Origin of the sequence: Fodinicola acaciae (genome assembly GCF_010993745.1) — a bacterium.
Lineage (GTDB): Bacteria > Actinomycetota > Actinomycetes > Mycobacteriales > HKI-0501 > Fodinicola > Fodinicola acaciae.
Window position 1 is genome coordinate 794,339 of record NZ_WOTN01000002.1, and the last position, 19,125, is coordinate 813,463.

General features: G+C 67.7%; 19 protein-coding genes. 9 read left to right on the forward strand and 10 right to left on the reverse strand.

Features of this window, described 5'->3' with window-relative positions; genetic code table 11:
• The first annotated feature begins 20 nt into the window (after window positions 1-20).
• Window positions 21-650, forward strand: coding sequence for a TetR/AcrR family transcriptional regulator (locus GNX95_RS19140; protein ID WP_163508770.1), 630 nt, complete (start codon window positions 21-23; stop codon window positions 648-650).
• Window positions 651-943: 293 nt separating this feature from the next.
• On the opposite strand, the gene GNX95_RS43250 is transcribed toward GNX95_RS19140, so the two are convergent.
• Window positions 944-1,168 (reverse strand): hypothetical protein, encoded by a 225-nt coding sequence (locus GNX95_RS43250; protein WP_187369703.1) that lies wholly within the window; start codon window positions 1,166-1,168, stop codon window positions 944-946.
• Here GNX95_RS43250 and GNX95_RS43255 point away from each other — a divergent pair.
• A complete protein-coding gene (locus GNX95_RS43255; protein WP_187369704.1) occupies window positions 1,167-1,868 on the forward strand; it encodes a hypothetical protein in 702 nt (233 codons plus the stop codon). The two genes, GNX95_RS43250 and GNX95_RS43255, sit on opposite strands and share 2 nt — an antisense overlap.
• Window positions 1,869-1,894: 26 nt before the next feature.
• Here the strand turns inward: GNX95_RS43255 and GNX95_RS19155 are convergent, their stop codons facing one another.
• On the reverse strand, window positions 1,895-2,422 hold the full coding sequence (locus GNX95_RS19155) for a CGNR zinc finger domain-containing protein (RefSeq protein ID WP_163508772.1): 528 nt from the start codon (window positions 2,420-2,422) through the stop codon (window positions 1,895-1,897).
• A gap of 24 nt (window positions 2,423-2,446) precedes the next feature.
• On the opposite strand from GNX95_RS19155, the gene GNX95_RS19160 reads away from it, so the two are divergent.
• Together GNX95_RS19160 and GNX95_RS19165 are read left to right on the forward strand one after the other, a co-directional pair.
• A complete protein-coding gene (locus GNX95_RS19160) occupies window positions 2,447-3,343 on the forward strand; it encodes an arginase family protein (protein WP_222853752.1) in 897 nt (298 codons plus the stop codon).
• A gap of 101 nt (window positions 3,344-3,444) precedes the next feature.
• Entirely contained in the window at window positions 3,445-4,749 is a 1,305-nt protein-coding gene (locus GNX95_RS19165) for a family 43 glycosylhydrolase (RefSeq protein WP_163508773.1), read from the forward strand.
• 41 nt (window positions 4,750-4,790) lie between these two features.
• Here the strand turns inward: GNX95_RS19165 and GNX95_RS19170 are convergent, their stop codons facing one another.
• The 3 genes from GNX95_RS19170 to GNX95_RS19180 form a co-directional block, all read right to left on the reverse strand.
• The gene (locus tag GNX95_RS19170) at window positions 4,791-6,161 is read right to left on the reverse strand and encodes an FG-GAP-like repeat-containing protein (RefSeq protein ID WP_163508774.1); all 1,371 of its coding nucleotides are present in this window, start codon (window positions 6,159-6,161) and stop codon (window positions 4,791-4,793) included.
• Between the two features lie 20 nt (window positions 6,162-6,181).
• On the reverse strand, window positions 6,182-7,588 hold the full coding sequence (locus GNX95_RS19175; protein WP_163508775.1) for an FG-GAP repeat domain-containing protein: 1,407 nt from the start codon (window positions 7,586-7,588) through the stop codon (window positions 6,182-6,184).
• 244 nt (window positions 7,589-7,832) lie between these two features.
• On the reverse strand, window positions 7,833-8,441 hold the full coding sequence (locus GNX95_RS19180; protein WP_222853753.1) for a Maf family protein: 609 nt from the start codon (window positions 8,439-8,441) through the stop codon (window positions 7,833-7,835).
• Between the two features lie 149 nt (window positions 8,442-8,590).
• On the opposite strand from GNX95_RS19180, the gene GNX95_RS19185 reads away from it, so the two are divergent.
• The gene (locus tag GNX95_RS19185; protein ID WP_163508777.1) at window positions 8,591-8,821 is read left to right on the forward strand and encodes a hypothetical protein; all 231 of its coding nucleotides are present in this window, start codon (window positions 8,591-8,593) and stop codon (window positions 8,819-8,821) included.
• A gap of 51 nt (window positions 8,822-8,872) precedes the next feature.
• Here the strand turns inward: GNX95_RS19185 and GNX95_RS19190 are convergent, their stop codons facing one another.
• Both GNX95_RS19190 and GNX95_RS19195 read right to left on the reverse strand, forming a co-directional pair.
• Window positions 8,873-9,082 (reverse strand): acyl-CoA carboxylase epsilon subunit, encoded by a 210-nt coding sequence (locus GNX95_RS19190; RefSeq protein ID WP_163508778.1) that lies wholly within the window; start codon window positions 9,080-9,082, stop codon window positions 8,873-8,875.
• On the reverse strand, window positions 9,079-10,695 hold the full coding sequence (locus GNX95_RS19195; RefSeq protein ID WP_425483915.1) for an acyl-CoA carboxylase subunit beta: 1,617 nt from the start codon (window positions 10,693-10,695) through the stop codon (window positions 9,079-9,081). The genes GNX95_RS19190 and GNX95_RS19195 overlap by 4 nt, the downstream gene beginning before the upstream one ends.
• A 98-nt stretch (window positions 10,696-10,793) precedes the next feature.
• Here GNX95_RS19195 and GNX95_RS19200 point away from each other — a divergent pair, with 98 nt between their 5' ends.
• From GNX95_RS19200 to GNX95_RS19215, 4 genes are all read left to right on the forward strand, one after another.
• A complete protein-coding gene (locus tag GNX95_RS19200; RefSeq protein ID WP_163508779.1) occupies window positions 10,794-11,618 on the forward strand; it encodes a biotin--[acetyl-CoA-carboxylase] ligase in 825 nt (274 codons plus the stop codon).
• Between the two features lie 77 nt (window positions 11,619-11,695).
• The gene (locus GNX95_RS19205; RefSeq protein ID WP_163508780.1) at window positions 11,696-12,301 is read left to right on the forward strand and encodes a PH domain-containing protein; all 606 of its coding nucleotides are present in this window, start codon (window positions 11,696-11,698) and stop codon (window positions 12,299-12,301) included.
• 44 nt (window positions 12,302-12,345) lie between these two features.
• Window positions 12,346-13,023 carry a response regulator transcription factor gene (locus GNX95_RS19210; protein WP_222853754.1) on the forward strand — a complete coding sequence of 226 codons (678 nt, stop codon included), beginning with the start codon at window positions 12,346-12,348 and terminating at the stop codon, window positions 13,021-13,023.
• Window positions 13,024-13,032: 9 nt separating this feature from the next.
• The gene (locus GNX95_RS19215; RefSeq protein WP_163508782.1) at window positions 13,033-14,265 is read left to right on the forward strand and encodes a sensor histidine kinase; all 1,233 of its coding nucleotides are present in this window, start codon (window positions 13,033-13,035) and stop codon (window positions 14,263-14,265) included.
• Window positions 14,266-14,321: 56 nt separating this feature from the next.
• Here the strand turns inward: GNX95_RS19215 and GNX95_RS19220 are convergent, their stop codons facing one another.
• The 3 genes from GNX95_RS19220 to GNX95_RS42570 form a co-directional block, all read right to left on the reverse strand.
• The gene (locus GNX95_RS19220) at window positions 14,322-14,801 is read right to left on the reverse strand and encodes a GtrA family protein (protein WP_163508783.1); all 480 of its coding nucleotides are present in this window, start codon (window positions 14,799-14,801) and stop codon (window positions 14,322-14,324) included.
• Window positions 14,802-14,852: 51 nt separating this feature from the next.
• The gene (locus GNX95_RS19225; RefSeq protein ID WP_163508784.1) at window positions 14,853-15,362 is read right to left on the reverse strand and encodes a GtrA family protein; all 510 of its coding nucleotides are present in this window, start codon (window positions 15,360-15,362) and stop codon (window positions 14,853-14,855) included.
• A gap of 1,162 nt (window positions 15,363-16,524) precedes the next feature.
• Window positions 16,525-19,068 carry a sigma-70 family RNA polymerase sigma factor gene (locus tag GNX95_RS42570; protein ID WP_222853755.1) on the reverse strand — a complete coding sequence of 848 codons (2,544 nt, stop codon included), beginning with the start codon at window positions 19,066-19,068 and terminating at the stop codon, window positions 16,525-16,527.
• Between the last annotated feature and the right edge of the window lie 57 nt (window positions 19,069-19,125).

Here is a 19,125-nt window from a genome sequence, read left to right on the forward strand (position 1 = left end):
TAAAGCAGTAATCTGGAGCGATGGCGGATGACCTGCTGCGACGGGCGTACGCGGCGGATCTGCCCACCGACGAGACCGCCGAGCGGATCCTCGGCGCGGCCATCCAGCAGGCCGAGGACTTCGGGTTGCGCCGGTTCACCATCGACGAGGTGGCCCGCCGGGTCGGCATCTCGCGGGTCACCGTTTACCGCTATTTCCCCAAGAAAGACCAGCTGCTCAACGCGTTGCTGATGCGCGAGCTGCGGCGCTTCCTGACCAAGGTCGACGCGGTGATCGCCGCGCAGCGTACGCCGGAGGACAAGCTGGTCGAGGGTTTGGTGTTCTGCCTGGATTTCCTGCGCAACCACCGCGTGCTCAACCGGCTGCTGCGCACCGAGCCGGAGCTGATCCTGCCGCTGCTGACCACCAAGGCCGGCAACGTCCTCGCCGCGGCCCGCGGCTGGATCGCCGGCCACATCCGCACCGAGATCGCCGCCGGCCGGCTGTCGATGCCGGACGAGGACGTCGAGGGGATCGCCGAGCTGATCGCGCGCAACGTACTGTCGCTGGTGCTGACGCAGGACACCACGCTGCCGATCGACTCACCGGACTGGCGGCAGCGGGTCAGTGACCTCTACCTCGGCCCGATCGTCCGAGCCCTGCGGCCCTAGGGTCTGTTTCAAAGTCGTAGCCACTCGTTGGTGGTCGCTATGTGGACTGTTGCCTCGTAGCGAACAGCGAGTTTGTCATAGCGAGTGGCGACGGCACGGTTGCGTTTGAGTCGGTTGATTCCGCATTCCACCGCGTGACGTTGCTGGTTTGCCAGGTGTGCGAGTGCCGGCTCGTGGCGGCGGTTCATGCGAACCGACGCGAGAGATGCCATTCCGACCGCGGACGAACACGTTTCCGGCTGCCGTAGGCAGCGATGTCCACCGTGAGCGTGATGTGCGACGCAGGGGTCGGCTCAGCATTTCATGCTGTAGCGCGCGTGCCGTATCGGCGTGCGGGTCGGGTCGATGAACGCTGGCGGGATGAAATACGGGATCCCGCCGCGCATTATGATTTTCCATTGCGAATGGTGCACGATTTGGTGATGTGCGAAGCACAGCAGCACGAGGTTGTGGAGCTTGGTTTCTCCGCCGAAACGGCCGCGTGTCATGCGGCAACACACCAGCACAGGTGATGCCATGGAGAATCAGCTCCGCCAACCGCCCATCATCATCATCGTCCTCCGGCGGCGGTGTTTCCTGCTCGATCCGATCCGCGATCACCTTGCCCAGCTCTTTGACATCCTCCGGGTAGCCCGACCGCGCCAACCCCGCCAACGACCGATCAAAACCCTCACGATCCGGCCAACCCGGCGGCACCACCGACATCGCCTTCACGATCTCCCGCACATGCCCCGGAGTGATCCCAACCTCAGCCAAAGCAACAGCGGTGGCCGGCAACTCCGCATCAGCGAAACACGAGCCGCCGGTAGCGCGCTGACTGGTCAACCGCGCGACCTTCACCAACCACCGGCAATCACCAAGCGACTGACGGGTCAACTGCTTCACCAACTGCGCCGTCTGCCGCGGCAGGTATCCATCCGCGGCCGCGATACACTGTCGGACAGCGCGTCGACCAGGCTGATCGCATCACCCATAGTCGAACGCATGTTCCCACGATATCACCCCGCGAACACCGACTCCAAATCGATTTTTGGCTCTCCGCCTCGAAAGGTCGACGGCTTGTGGGCCTCCGCCAGCTCATCGAATCGGTCTTCGACGCCGGCAAAGGTCAGCTCCCCCTGGAACACTACGGCCATGAACCCCGACGGCCTCTACGCGTCGGGACATTTGTTGTTGACCACGGGGTTTTCGCGCACGTCGAGGTCAAAACGTGCGTGATAATCCCATGGTCAACAAACGCGGATCTAGGAGCGGCGCGCGCGGCTGACTACGGCATGCGCGCGGTTGGCGCATCTGGTCGAGCAAAACTGGCGGCGGCCTGGCCGGCTGCGGTCCAGGAACACGTCCTCGCAGGGCGCCGCCGCGCAATGATGTACGCGATCCCAGTCGCCCGCCGCGGCGATCTCCAGCAACTCACGCAACGCGCGTACGCCGAGGCGAGCCGCCAGGTCTTCGGAGGTCGCGACCAGCTCCAGTCGCGGCACGTCGTCGCCGGCCACGACCGCGGCATGTGGCAGACCGGACGACAATCGTACGAGCGCGGCCGTCCGTTCCTCCGCCGACCCGATCACCGCCGGCCGCAGCCGATCGCGCAGCGCCCGTACGGCCTCCAGATCGCCGGCCGACACCACGGAAGGCTCGCCGAGCTCACGACAAAACCGCCGCAGCTCGACGTTGTTGGTCAGCCGCTCGGGGTCGGGCTCATACACGTCCCAGGTGTTGACGAGGTCCAGTGCCACCAGGCCGGTCTCGGCGAACTCTCGTACGTCCACACCGGCCATGGTAGCGTCAGGAGTATGAGCAAGTTAATCACTGACATGGCCATCCTCGACGCACCGTCCAACCTGGGCCTGCGGCCGCCGGCGACCGATGTCGTGCCGGGTTGCTACAAGGCGCCGTGGGCTCTCCGCGACGCCGGCATCCTCGACAAGCTCGACGCGCGCGACGCCGGAGCGGTGGTGCCGCCCCGGTACGTGGCGACGTGGCGGCCTGGCGACGGTGTCCGCAACGGCGAGGCAATTGCCGCGTACACAAGGAAACTCGCCGACCGGGTCGCCGAGATCCGTGCGGCCGACGAGTTTCCGGTGCTGCTCGGCGGTGACTGCTCGATCCTGCTCGGTCCGGCGCTCGCGCTGCGCCGGCAGGGCCGCTTCGGGCTCGCGCACGTGGACGCGCACTCCGACTTTCGCGAGCCGGCCAACTCCCCGCACGTCGGCGCCGCCGCCGGCGAGGACCTGGCGCTGGTCACCGGCCGCGGCCACGATTACCTGACCGACATCGACGGCCTCAAGCCGTACGTGCGCGACGCCGACACGATCCAGCTCGGCGTCCGCGACCAGGAGGACCTCGCCGACTTCGCCGACACCGGCATCCGCTATCTGACCAGCGCGGACATCCACTCCAAAGGCGCGCCCGCCGCGGTGGAAGCCGCCCGCGAGGTGCTGGTACGCGACGACCTCGACGGCTTCTGGATCCACCTCGACGCCGACATTTTCGACCCGTCGCTCGTGCCGGCGGTCGACACGCCGACGCCCGGCGGGCTCGACGCCGAGCAGGTGCGTGACCTGGTCCGCGGCCTGGCCCGGCTGCCTGGCGCCGCCGGCCTCCAGATCGCCATCCTGGACCCCGACCTCGACCAGGACGGCCGGCAGGCCGCGCTGATCGTCGACGTGCTCACCTCGGCGCTGGCCTGACATCTGTCACCAATCGCTGGCCGGCTTCGGCGTAGCGCGGCCAACATCTGGCGTTCCGGGATTTTCCACGGTTTTATACGTATCTCGGAAGGAGCGTCACGATGAAGTCGATGCTGCTGTGTCTCGCGGTCACCGCGACCGTGCTCGGCGCGACCGCGCCGGCCGTCCACGCGGCGACGGTCGGTCCGTCGCTGGTCATCAACCAGGACTTCCCCGACCCGGACGTTTTGCAGGTCGGGTCGACCTTCTACGCCTATTCCACCAGCAGCGGCGCCGGTCGTACGCCGGTGGCGTCGGCGCCGTCCGCGACCGGCCCGTGGACCATCCGCGGCGATGCCCTGCCGACGCCACCGAGCTGGGCCGGCGGCGGCGGATTCTGGGCTCCTGACGTGTCGAGGCGGTCCGACGGCACCTACCTGATGTATTTCACCGGACCGAGCGCGGCGGTCGGCCGCATGTGCGTTGGCGCGGCGGTGTCCACCAATCCGCTCGGACCGTTCACGCCGGTCGGCGACGCGCCTTTGGTGTGCGACGGCGGCGAAGGCGGCGACATCGACCCGTCGAGTTTCGTCGACACCGATGGAAAGCGTTACCTGCTCTACAAAAACGACGGCAACGCGATCGGGCAGGCGCCGGCGCTCTGGCTGCAGCCGGTCGCCGCCGACGGCGTCACCTTTACCGGCTCCCGCACGGCATTGCTGCGCGCCGACCGCGCCGACGAGGCCAACGTGATCGAGGCGCCGGTGTTGGTGCACCGGCCGTCGCAGTACGTACTTTTCTATTCTGCCGGCAATTACGGCGGCAGCGGTTACTACACCTCGTACGCGGTCTCGCCATCGATCACCGGCTCGTACTCGAAGGCTTACCGGCCGCTGATCACCACCGACAGCGTCGACGGCGCGGTCGTCGGACCCGGCGGCGAGGATGTCGTGGGGGACAGGATTTTCTTCCACGGCTGGCTCAACGGCGGGCGGGACGCGCGCGGCATGTACGTCGCCGATCTTGGCTGGGCCAACGACTATCCGGTCGTACGCGGCAGCCGCGTACGCTATGAGGCCGAGCGCGGCACGCTCAACGACTGCCGGGTGCGCACCGGCGCGGCCGGTGCGTCACAAGGTGCGGTCGCCGCGTACATCGACAACGACGACTCCTGGGTCGACATCACCGTTTTCGCTCCGACAGCGGGGAATTACACGGCCCACGTCGCGTACGCCGCCGGATATGGCGACGCACAACATCAGCTGACCGTCAACGGCTCGGCGCAGCAGGTCGTCGACTATCCGGACCATGGCTGGGACAACTGGACGCAGGTCGGTGTCGGCGTCGACCTCAACGCCGGCTGGAACACGTTGCGGTTCCAGCATCTGACGCGCTGGGCCGAGCTCGACTTCGTGGAGATCGCCTGACGGTGGCCGTGTCCTCGACGCCGAGGACACGGCCGGCTTTGTCAAACGATCGTGGTGAAATTGTTCCAACCGTGACCGATTTCGCTGTGTGCGCTGTAGGGCACGGCGTGGTTTGCCTTGTAGTTTCCGGGATATAGCTCCATCTCGCCGGTCGACCTGATGCCGAGCAGATCGGTGTAGCCGTCGCCGTTGGCGTCGGCGGCGACAATCCGGCTGTAGGCATTCCAGCCGTGGCCGATCTCGATGTGCGCGCTGTATGGCACGGCGCTGTTGCCGCGGAAGTTGTTGGCGTACAACGACATGTCGCCTGTGCTGGTGACGCCGAGCAGGTCGGTGTAGCCGTCGCCGGTCACGTCCGCGGCGATGATCCGGCTGTAGGAATTCCAGCCGTGACCGATCTCCAGATGTGAGCTGTACGGCGCGGCGTGGTTGGCCTTGTAGTTGTTGACGTACATCGTCATGACGCCGTCCGGCGTGAGTGCGAGTAGGTCGGTGTAGCCGTCGCCGTTGACATCCGCGCCGAGGACCCGGTCGAAAGCGTTCCAGCCGTGGCCGATTTCGCTGTGTCCGCTGTAGGGAATGCCGTCGTTTGCCACGTAACTGTTGGCATACAACAACATCGTGCCGTCGGTCTGGAAGGCGACCAGGTCGGTGTAGCCATCTCCGGTGACGTCGGCCGGCACCAGTCGTTTCATGTCCTGCCAGCCGTGGCCGATCTCCTTGACCACGCCGTACGGCACGTCGTTGATGAGGATGTTGTCGGGATACAGCAACATCGTGCCGTCGGACTTGACGCCGAGCAGGTCGGTGAAGTTGTCGCCGGTGACACTGTGACCGTCCGGCGAGCCGACGACGGCCCACACAGCGTTGGCGATCGCGATGCCGTCCGCCGTCGCGTCGTAATAGCGCTGCGGAAAGGCCGACCCCTGGACTTTCTGGCAGATCTCACCGATCGGCGCGGTCCGCCAGTCGCTGATCCGCAGCATGTGGTCGACGAACTGGTTGGTCGCGTAGATCGGATCCATGATCTGTTCCGGCGTACCCCAGCCGGCCGACGGCCGCTGCTGGAACAGGCCGAGGCTGTCCAGGTCGCCGTAGGTCAGATTCTGGATCAGCGACTCGACGATCACCGTGGTGATGGCGATGTGCGCCGCACGCACCGGCAGGCCGCGCTGGTGGATCCGGTTGGAGATGACTCGCGCGCACGACACGCGATAGGCGGTCATCACGCCCTTCATCGAACCGGTCAGGCTTTTGTTGAGAGAGCTGGCGATCGAGGCGTCCGAGGCGGTCGTGCCGGCCGGGTCGCACGGTCTGGTGCTGGCGGCCTGAGCCGGGGTGGCGCCGAGCGCCGCGGACGCCAGCACCACCGCGCTGGCCGCCACCGCCAGCCGGAAGAACAGTCTTTTCATGTCGTCACGGTTCCGTTCGGCTAGACGATGGTGGCGAAGTTGTCCCAGCCATGGCCGATCTCGCCGTGTGCGCTGTAGGGCACCGCGGCGTTGGCCTTGTAGTTTCCGGGATAGAGCTCCATCTCGCCGGTCGGCCTGATGCCGAGCAGGTCGGTGTAGCCGTCGCCGTTGGCGTCGGCGGACAGGATCTGGCCGTAGGTGTTCCAGCCGTGGCCGATCTCGGCATGTGCGCTGTACGGCACGGCGCTGTTGGCCTTGAAGTTGTTGGCGTACAAGGACATGTCGCCTGTGCTGGTGACGCCGAGCAGGTCGGTGTAGCCGTCGCCGGTCACGTCCGCGGCGATGATCCGGCTGTAGGAATTCCAGCCGTGACCGATGTCGATATGCGAGCTGTACGGTGCCGCGTGGCTGGCCTTGTAGTTGTTGACGTACAACGTCATCACGCCGTCCGGCGTCAGCGCCAGCAGATCGGTGTAGCCGTCGCCGTTCACGTCGGCGCCGATCACCCGGTCGAATGCGTTCCAGCCGTGGCCGATTTCGGTGTGTCCGCTGTAGGGAATGCCGTCGTTTGCCACGTAGCTGTTGGCGTACAACAACATCGTGCCGTCGGTCTGGAAGGCGACCAGGTCGGTGTAGCCATCTCCGGTGACGTCGGCCTGGACGAGTCGTTTCATGTCCTGCCAGCCGTGGCCGATCTCCTTGACCACACCGTACGGTATGCCGTCGTTGATCAGGATGTTGTTGGGATACAGCAACATCGTGCCGTCGGACTTGACGCCGAGCAGGTCGGTGAAGTTGTCGCCGGTGATGCTGTTGCCGTCGGCCGGACTGGTCGTTTCAAGGACGTTCTTGTAGCGCAGCGGCTTGTAGTCGCCGGTCGGATGGCCGGACAACGTGGCCTGGCTGAACGACGCGCCGGTCACCTTCCTCAGCGGCGTCGAGCCGAAGCTGTAATACCAGAAGGTCGTCTTCGCGCTGTTTTCCCAGCCGCCGAAGAGGATCGCGTGATAGGGATAGCCGCTCTCGTGGTCGACCGTGTCGTCGAGCAGGTCGCCGGGCAGCAGTTGAGCGCGGGTGATCGACGTGGTGTACGTCGAGTCGTCGAGCCCGCCGGTGTTCGGGTCGGCGCCCAGGTGCCAGGACATGTCGACATATCCCGAGCAGTCGCGGCGATACTGGCGCGAATGCGTGCCGTCCCAGGTGTAGGCGCTCTGGTCGTAGGTCAGGTCGGAGTCGTTGCGGCGCAGATACCAGTTGGTCGCGCGCTGGATGATCTCGGTGCGAGTGATCTTGCCGCCGATGGTCGAGGCGGCCTGAGCCGGTGCCGGCGCGACGGTGGCCACCAGCGCTGTGCTGGCCAGCAGTCCGGCGACGGCGAGCAGTCCGGTGACGGCGGACCGGCGCCGTCCTGAGCGAGTTCTCCGCATGCCGATCTCCATCTCTGTACGCGGAACGCGCACGTGTGGACGGCGGCTTTGGCCCTGGTCGGGACAAGGTCCGCCGAGATGCACGACGGTTGGTCGTGTGGAAGGGTCGGAACTCAGGCGTTCGCGCGACGCGCTGGTGAGCATGGCGACCGGCGCTATGTCGTCACTATGTCGTCACTATGCGTCCGTCACCCCAAAGCGGCCATCGTCGCATATGGCAACTTTCGTTACATATATCGAAAATCTAGGCCAACCGCCACAGATCGGTGATGCGTACGCCGACCTCGGCGAACAGCTTGCGCAACAATGGCAGCGAAATGCCCACGACGTTGTGCGGGTCGCCGTCTATCCCGTCGATGAACGTGCCGCCGAGGCCGTCGATGGTGAACGCCCCTGCCACCGCGAGCGGCTCGCCGGAGCCGACGTAGGCGTCCAGCTCGGCCTCGGTCGGTGTGCCGAACCGTACGGTCGTCGTCGCGGTCTCGGCGCTGGACTTGCCGGTCGACGCGTCGATCACGCAGTGACCGGTGTGCAGCAGGCCGGTGCCGCCGGCCATGATCGACCAGCGCGCCTTGGCCACCTCGGCGGTCCCCGGCTTGCCGTACGCCCGGCCGGCCAGTTCCAGCATCGAGTCGCAGCCGACCACCAGGCCATTGTCCACAGTGGACGCGACGGCCTCGGCTTTGGCGCGCGCCAACGCGAGGCAGAGCTGCGCCGGCGTCGGCTCGGTGAGCGTGGCGGCCACCGCGTCCTCGTCGACCCCGGAGACCAGCACGTCCGGCGCGAAGCCGGCGCTGCGGAGGGTGGCCAGCCGGGCCGGCGACGCGGACGCGAGGATCAGGCGAGCAGTCACAACCGTCACGCTAGTGGCTGCGCCGGACGGTGCCGTTACCGGTCACGCCAATAATTGCCAAGGCGAAGAACATGTCTGGACCTTTTTACCGGCCGCGTCTACTCTTGCGCTCGGTTTTCACCGGGGCAGGTCGGGAAAAGGAGGAACGGATGAGCTTCAGGCGGATCGCCGTGACCGTTTTCGCCGGTGCCGCGCTGGCCACCGGCGCGCTGGTCGCCACGGCCGCGCCGGTCGCCGCGTTGCCGGTGCCGGGTTGGGACACCATCGACTCGTATCCGACGCACGCGGAGTGCGACCAGGGCGCCATCGACCACGGCGTGCAGGACAACTACCGGTGCGTCTTCTTCGAAGGCGTCTGGGACCTGAACGTCCCGGCCTAGCGCCGAAAAGCCGCAGGGTCGCCCTACGCACGCAGCGCGACCCCGCGGCTGTCAGCGCGGCAGGCCCGATGCGCGCCAGGAGCCCTTGCCCGGCAGCAAAGGCGCGTGCAACAACGCCGTCCGGTCCGTCCACAATGGACGCGCGCGCGGCGGTGGCGGAGACGGCACAGCAGCGAGTGCCGCGACCACCGCCGTCACCGCGGCCAGCTCCTCGTCCGTCGGCGTGCCGCGTACGATCCGCAGCAGCGGTCGCTCGCTCACAGCGGGATGTTTCCGTGCTTCTTCGGCGGCAGCGTCTCGCGTTTTCCGCGCAGCGTACGCAAACCCCTGATCACCGCGGTACGCGTGGTGCTCGGCGGGATGACCGCGTCGACATAGCCGCGCTCGGCCGCGATGTAGGGGTTGGCCAGGTGGTCCTCGTATTCGGTGACCAGCCGCGACCGCAGCTCATCGGGCCGGTCCGCCTCGCGCAGCTCCGAGCGATAGAGGATGTTCACCGCGCCCTGCGCACCCATCACCGCGATCTGCGCGGTCGGCCAGGCGAAGTTGAGGTCGGCGCCGAGGTGCTTGGACCCCATCACGTCGTACGCGCCGCCGTACGCCTTCCGCGTGATGACGGTGACTTTCGGGACGGTGGCCTCGGCGTAGGCGTAGATCAGCTTCGCGCCGCGCCGGATGATGCCGTTCCACTCCTGGTCGGTGCCGGGCAGGAAGCCAGGCACGTCAACGAAAGTCAGCACCGGGATGTTGAACGCGTCGCAGGTGCGGACGAACCGCGCCGCCTTCTCCGACGCGTCGATGTCCAGCGTGCCGGCCAGCTGCAGCGGCTGGTTGGCCACCACACCGACCGAATGTCCGTCGACGCGGCCGAAACCGCAGAGGATGTTGGGCGCGAAAAGCGGATGGATCTCCAGGAAGTCGCCGTCGTCCAGGACGTGCTCGATCACCGTGTGCATGTCGTACGGCTGGTTCGGCGAGTCCGGCACGAGCGTGTCGAGCTCCAGGTCCTCGTCGGTGACCGAGAGGTCGCTGTCGACCTCGTACGACGGCGGCTCGTCCAGGTTGTTGCTCGGCAGGAATCCGAGCAGCTGCTTGACGAACTCGACCGCCTCGTCCTCGTCCGGCGCCATGTGGTGCGCCACGCCGGACTTGGTGTTGTGCGAGCGCGCGCCGCCGAGCTCCTCGAACTCCACGTCCTCGCCGGTGACGGTCTTGATCACGTCGGGACCGGTGATGAACATGTGCGAGGTCTGGTCGACCATCACGGTGAAGTCGGTGATCGCGGGCGAGTAGACCGCGCCACCGGCGCACGGGCCCATGATCAGCGAGATCTGCGGGATGACGCCGGACGCGCGTACGTTGCGGAAGAAGATCTCGCCGTAAAGCCCGAGCGACACCACCCCTTCCTGGATCCGCGCGCCGCCGGAGTCGTTGATGCCGATCACCGGGCAGCCGGTCTTGGCGGCCAGATCCATCACCTTCACGATCTTCTCGCCGAACACCTCGCCGAGGCTGCCGCCGAAAACCGTGAAGTCCTGCGCGAAAACCGCCACCGGGCGGCCGTCGACGGTGCCATAGCCGGTGACCACGCCGTCGCCGTACGGCCGCTCCTCGGCCATCCCGAATGCGGTCGACCGGTGCCGCGCCAGCGCGTCCAGCTCGACGAACGAGCCGTCGTCGAGCAGCTGCTCGATCCGCTCGCGCGCGGTCTTCTTGCCTTTCTTGTGCTGGCGCTCGATCGCGCGCTCCGAACCGGCGTGTACGGCCTCGTCGTCGCGGTGCTTGAGGTCCGCCAGCTTGCCGGCGGTGGTGTGGATGTCGATGCCGGCCGGCACTTCGGCCGCTCCGACCGCTTCGGCGGGGCTGTCCGCCACCGGTTCCGCGCTCACAGGCACCCCTTCCTACTCCGCGGTAAGACTAGTCGTGACCGCCAGCGGACGCGCCGGCCCGCGACTTTTGCCACACTCGCGGGGTGAGCAAGTACGCCGACCTGGATCGGCCGCCGCTGTCCGAGACAAACCTGCGCCGCGCGCTGCAGCGCGACTTCTGGACCGACGTACGCGTCGTCGCCGAGACCGGCTCGACCAACGCCGACGTCGCAGCGCTCGCCGACACCGGCGCGCCCGAGGGGTTGGTGGTGCTCGCCGAATACCAAGGCGCCGGACGCGGCCGGCGCGACCGTACGTGGGTCAGTCCGCCGCGCGCCGGCATCAGCGTCTCCATGTTGTTGCGGCCAGCCGCTCCGGCGCCGCGGTGGGGATGGCTGTCGCTGCTGGCCGGCGTCGCCGCGGCGCGGTCGGTACGTGAGGTCGCCGGCCTGGAGGTGTCGCTGAAATGGCCGAACGACCTGCTGGCCGGCGCGGGGAAGGTCGCCGGCATCCTGGCCGAGGCGCACGGCGCCGCGGTCGTGCTGGGGATCGGCCTCAACGTCACCAATACGGCCGCTGAGCTGCCGGAACGCGCCGGCGCACCGGCCAGTTCGCTGCGGCTGGCCGGTGCGACCTGCACCGACCGGGACACGATCGTGCGCGCGCTGCTGCGTGCGGTCGCCGAGGACTATCGCGACTGGTCCGACGCGCACGGCGATCCGGACGCCAGTGGCCTGCGGGTCGCCTACCGGACGATGTGTCGCACGGTCGGGCAGCGAGTCAGCGTCGAGCTGCCTACCGGCCGTACGTTGGACGGCGAGGCCACCGACATCGACGCCGACGGCCGGCTGGTCGTACGCACCGCCGACGGCACTCTCACCCCGGTCGCCGCCGGCGACGTCACGCACGTCAACCCGGCGCGAGGGTGAGGTCCTGACGGTGGCCGCCGGCGTGTCGACCGGCAAAACGTCACCCTCGCGGCGGTTGAAAAGCGTTAGCGTGGTGCGTGCGGTTTCCGGAGAAATTGCTGGATGAGGACGAGCGGCTGGTGCTGCATCTGCATCCGCACTGGAAGACGCTGGTGCCCGCGGTCTTCGTGCTGCTGCTGACCGTCGGCTTGGCGTCGTACGCGATCGCGGCCTGGCCGTACACCTCGCTGCGCGTGCTCGTCGCGATCATCGCGGCCGCGGTGATCGTCTGGTACGTCGGCCGGCGGCTCGTCCGCTGGCTCACGACGCACGTCGTCTTCACCAGCGAGCGGGTCATCGTGCGGGTCGGCCTGATCCGCCGGCACCGCTGGGAACTGCCGCTCGGCGCCATCACCGATGTCGCGTACGCCGGCTCGATCGTCGGCCGCATGGTCGGCTGCGGCACACTGATCGTGCAGGCCGCCGGTGACGACGAGAACGAAGGCGGCCAGCTCACCCTCGTCGATCTCCCGCGCGCTCGAGAAATCCAAACAATTCTTTATGAATTGATGGAGGAAGAAGACGAGCGCGCTTTGGCCGAGGATGAAGAAGAAGACCTGGGTGATAATGGTGACGATGAGTTTCCGCACTTCGGGAATCATCGCGGGCCTTCACCCGTCGTAAGGCTCGACCAACCAGAATGATCGGCGGAGCTTCCAATGATCACCTACGAACGTGGGGTGTGACCGTGTCCACCGTGCTGCTGGCGGAGGATGACGCCGCCATCGCTCAACCGCTGTCCCGTGCGCTCGAGCGCGAAGGACACGACGTCATCGTCCGGTCGGACGGTCCGTCCACGCTGCAGAGCGCGCTCTCCGGTGTCGCCAACCTGCTCGTCCTGGACCTCGGCCTGCCGGAGATGGACGGCCTGGAGGTCTGCCGCCGGCTGCGCGGCGCTCGCTCCACGCTGCCGGTGCTGATGCTGACCGCACGCCGCGACGAGGTCGACTATGTGGTCGGCCTGGACGCCGGCGCGGACGACTACGTCGGCAAGCCGTTCCGGCTGGCCGAGCTGCTCGCGCGCGTACGTGCGCTGCTGCGGCGCTCGGCGGCCGGCGAGCTCTCGGCCGCCGGCGTACGCGTCGACGTCGCCTCCCGCCGCGCATACGTCGACGGCGAGGAAGTGCACCTCACCAACAAGGAGTTCGCTCTGCTGCAGCTGCTGCTGGAGCACGCCGGTGAGGTGGTCGGCAGGGAGACCGTCGCCGAGCAGGTGTGGGGAGACGCCGGCGCGGCCTCCTCCAAGACCATGGACATGCACGTGTCGTGGCTGCGCCGCAAGATCGGCGACGACGCCAGCGCTCCGCGCCGGCTGGTCACCGTACGCGGGGTCGGCTTCCGGTTCGAGCGGGACGCGGAGAAGTAGCCTAGGAGCATGCGTCGGCGCATTGTCGCGGCCACTCTGCTGGTCGCGCTCGTTGCGATCGGCATCCTTGGCGTACCACTGCTGGTCATCACGCAGCAGGAGATCACCACCTCAGCGCAGGACCGGCTGACCACGGATGCCTATCGCTACGCCATCGCGATCGAGCCGTACGTGGCGGACGGGACGCTGACCGCCAAGCGGCTCGACGACCTGGTGACCGACACGCCGTACGTCGAGGTGATGCTGGCGGACGGCCGGCGGCTGGCCACCGGCGCGCGTCCCGGCGGCAATCCACTGCGGGCCACGATCAGCATGACCGGCGGCCGGCTGCTGGTCGAGCGCTCGCCGGGCGACTACTACACCGAGCGCGTGGAGTCCGCGGCCGTCGTCATCATCGCGGCTGCCGTCGCCATCGGCGTGGCCGTGCTGCTCGCCGGCCGCGTCTCGCAGCGGCTGACCACGCCGCTGTCCCGGCTGGCCGACGACGCCGGCCGGTTCGGCGACGGCGACCTGCGGCCGTCCGGTCAGCGCTATGGCATCCCCGAGCTGGACGATGTCGCGCGCGTGCTTGACGGTGCCGCGTTGCGGCTGTCCGACCTCGTACGCCGTGAACGCGAGTTCGCCGGTGACGTGTCGCATCAGCTGCGGTCCCGGCTCACCGCGCTGTCGATGCGGCTGGAGGAGGTCAGCACCTCTCCCGATCCGAACGCGGCCGGCGAGGCCAACCTGGCGTTGGAGCAGGTCGACCGGATGGTGTCGGTCATCGACGACCTGCTGGAGCAGGCACGCAACGAACGCGCGCGTTCGGCCGTACCAGTCAATGTGACCGAGCAGCTCGACAGCGTCTATCAGGAGTGGGCGCCGCAGCTGTCCAGCCTTGGCCGCAAGCTGCGGATCCTGCCCGCCGACGGACTGCGCGCACACGCCACACCAGGCCACCTGCAGCAGGCCATCGGCGTACTGGTGGAGAACGCCATGAACCACGGCGGCGGCACGGTCGACGTACAGGCGTTCCGGCACGGCGAGCACGTCGTCGTCGAGGTCACCGACGAAGGGCCTGGCATCGCCGACTCGCTGGTCGGCTCGGTCTTCGCGCGCGGCGTCTCCGGTCGCGGCGGCACCGGCCTTGGCCTGCCGCTGGCCCGCGCGCTGGTCGAGGCTGACTCCGGCCGGCTGGAGCTCGTACGGCCGAAGCCGGCCACCTTCGCTATTTACTTGCCTGGCCTGCCAAATGAGAACTGAATGAAAAAGGGCCGGATCTCCCGGCCCTTTCGTGATTCTCGTTTTGCTGGGTCTTTCTAGACCGGAGTCGGCTCTTTCTCTCGCTCCGCGGTTTCCTCGGCCGGCGGTGCCTGCAGGAACACGAATTTGCTGAAGGCCCAGAAGCGGAAGAACATCGCCACCGCGACGCCCATGATGTTGCCGAGGTTGGCCCAGAAAATATTGTCAAGTCCGAGCACGAACTTGAACATTCCGAGGAATCCCCACTGGATCAGCAGGCCGGCGGCGCTGAACACGATGAACAGGATCACCTCGCGGCGCCGGTCGTTGTCGTTGCGGCCGCGGAAGGTCCAGTGCTTGTTCATGAAGTACGAGCTGGACGCCGACAGCACGGTCGCGAAACCGCGCGCGGTCAGCGACGGGATGCCGAAAACCCCGTAGAAGAGGTTGAACAGCAGCAGGTCGAGGAGGAAATTGACGCCGCCGATCACACCGAATGCGGTGACCTCGTGAAGGCGACTCTGCCAGCGGTCATAAAGACTGCGAACGAGATTCACCCGACCGAGGATACGGACCGCGCGCACGTCGCCGTGCAGCGGCACGGCGAATTACGTTTTGTCCGGTACGCTCGCCGGCTCGCGGTCGCTCTCCGTCGACGATTCCTCGCTCTGCTCGTACAGCGCGTCATCGGGATGCAGGAAGACCCACTTGCTGTAGGTGACGAAACGGAAAAGCGTGCCGAGCACGAGTCCGATTGTGGCCGCGACGTTCACCCACAGTGGGGTGTCCAGATGCAGCACGTACTTGAACAGCCACAGCACCGCCGACGAGATGGCCAGGCCGATCGCGTTGAAGATGAAGAAGAGCGTGTATTCGCGCCGCATGCTGCTGCGCGCGCGGTGCCGGAACGTCCAGTGCCGGTTCATGAAGTACGAGCTGGTCGCCGAGATGACCGTGGCCAGGCCATTGGAGGTCAGCAGGCCGACGTGCAGCCAGAAGTGGAAGGCGTTCAGCGCGACGTACTGCACGCCGGTGTTGACCACGCCGATGATGCCGAACGCCGTCATCTCCTTGATGAGCCGGTGCCAGCGCTCGACCAGGCGGCGGATGAGTCGCATACGGCTCAGCGTACTGACGGCCGGGCGGTCGGCGTCGCCAAGGTCACCTTTGGTGGCCTTTCGGTCCGCAACTTGTCACCCGGATGCGCCCTCCTCGTGTCGGCTCTGTGACGCGCGACACGTGCCCGTTTTGATGTCTTGTCAAACTTGTATTGCACGGACGGACCGCCTCGCCTGTATCGCCAGTCACATGAGTCACAATTCCACCAAGAGTGTCCAAGATCGGTTTTGGGGCACGCTTGGCGTCCCGGTAAGTGGCGAGACGGTCCAGTATGTGGGACGAACTGACATGTGTAGCGATAAATGTCGACCTTGAGCGGTTTGCGAATGGTGTGAATGTCGAGTCACTAGCGCTGGACGCAAGGAACAAGGCCTTCATGCCGCCGTGATCATCGGATGCTGTGACGGGTGTGACTACTGAGGCTGACAATGCTGTTGTGACTACTGGCCTGCAACAGATGTCCGTTTTGATGTCTTGTTAAACAAGTATTACGCAGTCAGCCGCTACAGCACGATCGTTGGGCGTCCACGCCGACGGGTTGCTTCCCATACGTGACCTGGCTTGCTCGTTCTCCCCGTCGGCGGGCGCAGCCAACCACATTTTCGGAGGGGCCGCCGCCCACCTGACGCAACCACCCTCCCAAGCTCGGCGGCCCCTCCGAAAATGTGGTTCCCTCCGGGCGCCGACGGGGAGAACGAGCAAGCCCAGAAAACCCAGCCCCGCCCACAAACCGCCACCCGCACCCCCATGCACACCGATTGGCGTCCACGCGCCCCTCCCTTGAGGCCGCCCGCCGCGCAGGCGCGCCCGCCGCGCAGGCGAAAACCACCACCCACCCACGCAACAAACAAGAGACGCAACCACTCTCCCAACGCACCAATTAGAAGACTCAACTACTCGCCCAACGCACCAACCAGCAGACCCACCACTCGCCCTAACCAGAGCCGGCCCAGCCACCCCACCGCAGACGAAGAAGCCGCACCACCCGCCCGCCGCACAGGACCTTCAAGCCACCCCGCCGCCGCATTCGGACCCCGATTGCACCACCAAGATCAACTTCGAACTCAACTAAGGAAACCTCTCAGACCCACCCCCCACCCGATCTGGGTGGGGGCCAACATTGGCGGGTGGGTACGACAGTTTCGCGCTGTAGCGGGTAGGTCAGGACTGGTTGGCGATGGCGAAGGCCCCAAGCGTGACCGCGTCCTGCACGGATGTGCCGGCCAGGTCGGCCGTACGGTTCAGCTGGCCGCCGCTGGCCGTCCAGGCGTCGGTGCCGAAGGTGTTCCAGTTGCGTTCGACCGTGTCGTCGGCATGACTGCAGAAGGCGTTGTCGGCGCCGCACAGCCGGTCGCGGCCGGCCAGCGGGTGGCCGTTGATCGCCACCCGGTCGCCGGGCAGGCTCGCGTCGCCTTCCCAGGCCACGGCGCCGACGACGCTGTTCACGCCGACGGTCTCCAGCGGCAGGTGCAGGGTCGCCGAGCGGCGGCCGGTGCCGATGTCCAGGTTCACGTCGAAGACGGCGATCTGGCCGTACGGTGCGGCGGTGTCGCTGGTGACCACGATCAGGGCCCAACCGGCGTACGCGCGCACGCCTGGCGCGGGTCCGGTGTGCCAGCCGACCGTCCAGGTGCCGAAGCCGCCGGCGCGCACCAGGTGGGTCACGTCGGCGTAGGCCTGGAAGGTGCTCGGGCCGGCCGGTCCGTCGACCAGGCTCGGCGTGACCGGCGTACGGACACCGTTGGGGCCGCTCAGCAGCGCGGGCGGCACGCCACCGGCCGGCCGCGCGGACGCCGACCAGAACAACCCGGCATAGAGCACCTGTCCCGACCCCGCCACACGACCTGACGATGAGACGCGCGTGTAGCTGTCGTGGTCGGAGTCGTAGGGAAACATCTTCTGCCGGTCGTTGTCCACGCCGTACGGGTTGAGCTGCCGCTGCCGCGCCGCCGGACAGCCGGGCGCGCGCCACCAGCAGGTCATCAGCGTGTTGCCGGTGACCTGCAGCCGCGCCTTGCCGTTGACCGCGTAGAGCGTCCCCCAGTCCTGCTTGACCGGCGTCGGCAGGCTCGCGGACGCGCTGGTGGCCGCGCCGCCGCCGCCGGACACCGTCACCGGGATCCGGCCAGTCGCGTTGGGCGCCACGTTCACGCGGATGTACGCGGTGGTGACCATCCCGGGGGTCAGCGGACCGTGCGTGCACGTACGCCCGCCGACCTGGCAGAACCAGCCGTCCGCGGCGTCGGTGTTGCTGACCGTCAGCGCGTTGCCGAGACTGAGCGTCAGCGGGCCGGAGTCGAGCCGCGGGAACAGCAGCGGTACGGCGTTGCCGCGACCGCCGCCGGCGGCCGGCGTGGCGACCACCGCCTTGATGACCGCCGGCCGCCCCGGTGACAGCGGTCCCACGCTCGACACCGCCAGCGTCGGTCGTACGGCCGGCGCGCTCGGAGCGGGTCCGGACGTGCCACCAGGCTGACCAGCCGGACCGGTGCCAGGCGTAGCGCCAGGACCAGCGCCAGGACCAGCCCCGGGACCGGCCCCAGGACCGGCCCCAGGAGTGCTGCCGGGAGCGCTGCCCGGCCCAGGAGCGCCGCCACCGCCAGGAGCGCCGCCACCACCCGGCGTACCGCCACCGCCGCCGCCACCAGGAGCGGGTTTGTTCGGGCCGGCCGCTCCCGGTGGCTTCGCCGGCTCCTCCTTGCCACTGGTGAGGACGAAGGCGCCGGCGGCAGCGGCGATCACGACGACGAGGACGGCGGCCGCGGCCGCCATGCCGGACGGCTGCTTGAGGAAATCCTTGAGCCGCTGGAGGCCGGCGAGGATCCACTGCCACAGGCCGGCCAGGCCGCCGCCGACCGCGGCCACCGCGGCTGCTGGCTTGAGGAAATAGCCGCCGACCGCGGCACCGAGGATGAGCGGAGCCAGTACGCCGCGCAGGCCACCGTTGAGCTCGCCGAGCTCGGCATAGAGCACGCTGCACTTGGCACACTCCTGTACGTGCGCGTCGACCTTGGCGGCCTCGCGTTTGCTGAGGCCACCGCGTACGCGCGCGCCGAGCCGCTCGGCCGTCCAGCCGCACGTCGTGCCGGCGACCATGGTCGTCTGCGGCGCGTCGGCGACGTGTACGGACAGGTACGCCTGCCGCAGCCGCTCGCGCGCGCGATAGGCCAATGCGGCGACGCCGTTGGGGGTGAGGCCGAGCAGCGGCGCCACCTCGGCCGGCGAGTCGCCTTCGACCTCGGTGTGCCAGAGCACCATCTGCCAGCGCTCCGGCAGCGTCGCGAAGGCACGCGCGGCGAGCGTACGCTCCAGGCCCTCGACGACCGTGTCGGTGAACGCGACGCCGCGGTCGTGCCGGGTCATGTCGTCGGTGATCTCCAGCCGCTTGTCGCGGCGCGTGCGGTCGTAGAAGGCGTTGCGTACGACCGACAGGAGATAGGAGCGGAAGGCGAGGTCGGGTCCGCCGCCGGCGCGCAGCGTCGAGAGCACCTTGGCGAAGGCCTCGGAGACCAGGTCGTCGCGGTCGGTGGGGTTGCCGGTCAGGGTCATCGCGTAACGCTGTGCCGCCTCGGCGTGCCGGCGATAGAGCACCTCGAAGGCACCGGTGTCGCCCGCGCGCGACGCGGTGATGAGCTCAGCGTCGCTGGGGCCGGCCGGTGGCTCTCCTGAGCTCAGCTGCCGGCCGGCGCCGGTGCCGCCAGACATCTGCTCGAAACAACCCCAATCACGGACATTTCAGGCAATTCACGCGGTACGCGCAAA

Coding starts and splice junctions, on each gene's coding strand:
- GNX95_RS19140 (WP_163508770.1), top strand. CDS start 21: ATGGCGGATGACCTGCTGCGACGGGCGTACGCGGCGGATCTGCCCACC.
- GNX95_RS43255 (WP_187369704.1), top strand. CDS start 1,167: ATGGAGAATCAGCTCCGCCAACCGCCCATCATCATCATCGTCCTCCGG.
- GNX95_RS43250 (WP_187369703.1), bottom strand. CDS start 1,168: ATGGCATCACCTGTGCTGGTGTGTTGCCGCATGACACGCGGCCGTTTC.
- GNX95_RS19160 (WP_222853752.1), top strand. CDS start 2,447: ATGAGCAAGTTAATCACTGACATGGCCATCCTCGACGCACCGTCCAAC.
- GNX95_RS19165 (WP_163508773.1), top strand. CDS start 3,445: ATGAAGTCGATGCTGCTGTGTCTCGCGGTCACCGCGACCGTGCTCGGC.
- GNX95_RS19170 (WP_163508774.1), bottom strand. CDS start 6,161: ATGAAAAGACTGTTCTTCCGGCTGGCGGTGGCGGCCAGCGCGGTGGTG.
- GNX95_RS19175 (WP_163508775.1), bottom strand. CDS start 7,588: ATGCGGAGAACTCGCTCAGGACGGCGCCGGTCCGCCGTCACCGGACTG.
- GNX95_RS19185 (WP_163508777.1), top strand. CDS start 8,591: ATGAGCTTCAGGCGGATCGCCGTGACCGTTTTCGCCGGTGCCGCGCTG.
- GNX95_RS19215 (WP_163508782.1), top strand. CDS start 13,033: ATGCGTCGGCGCATTGTCGCGGCCACTCTGCTGGTCGCGCTCGTTGCG.
- GNX95_RS19225 (WP_163508784.1), bottom strand. CDS start 15,362: ATGCGACTCATCCGCCGCCTGGTCGAGCGCTGGCACCGGCTCATCAAG.
- GNX95_RS42570 (WP_222853755.1), bottom strand. CDS start 19,068: ATGTCTGGCGGCACCGGCGCCGGCCGGCAGCTGAGCTCAGGAGAGCCA.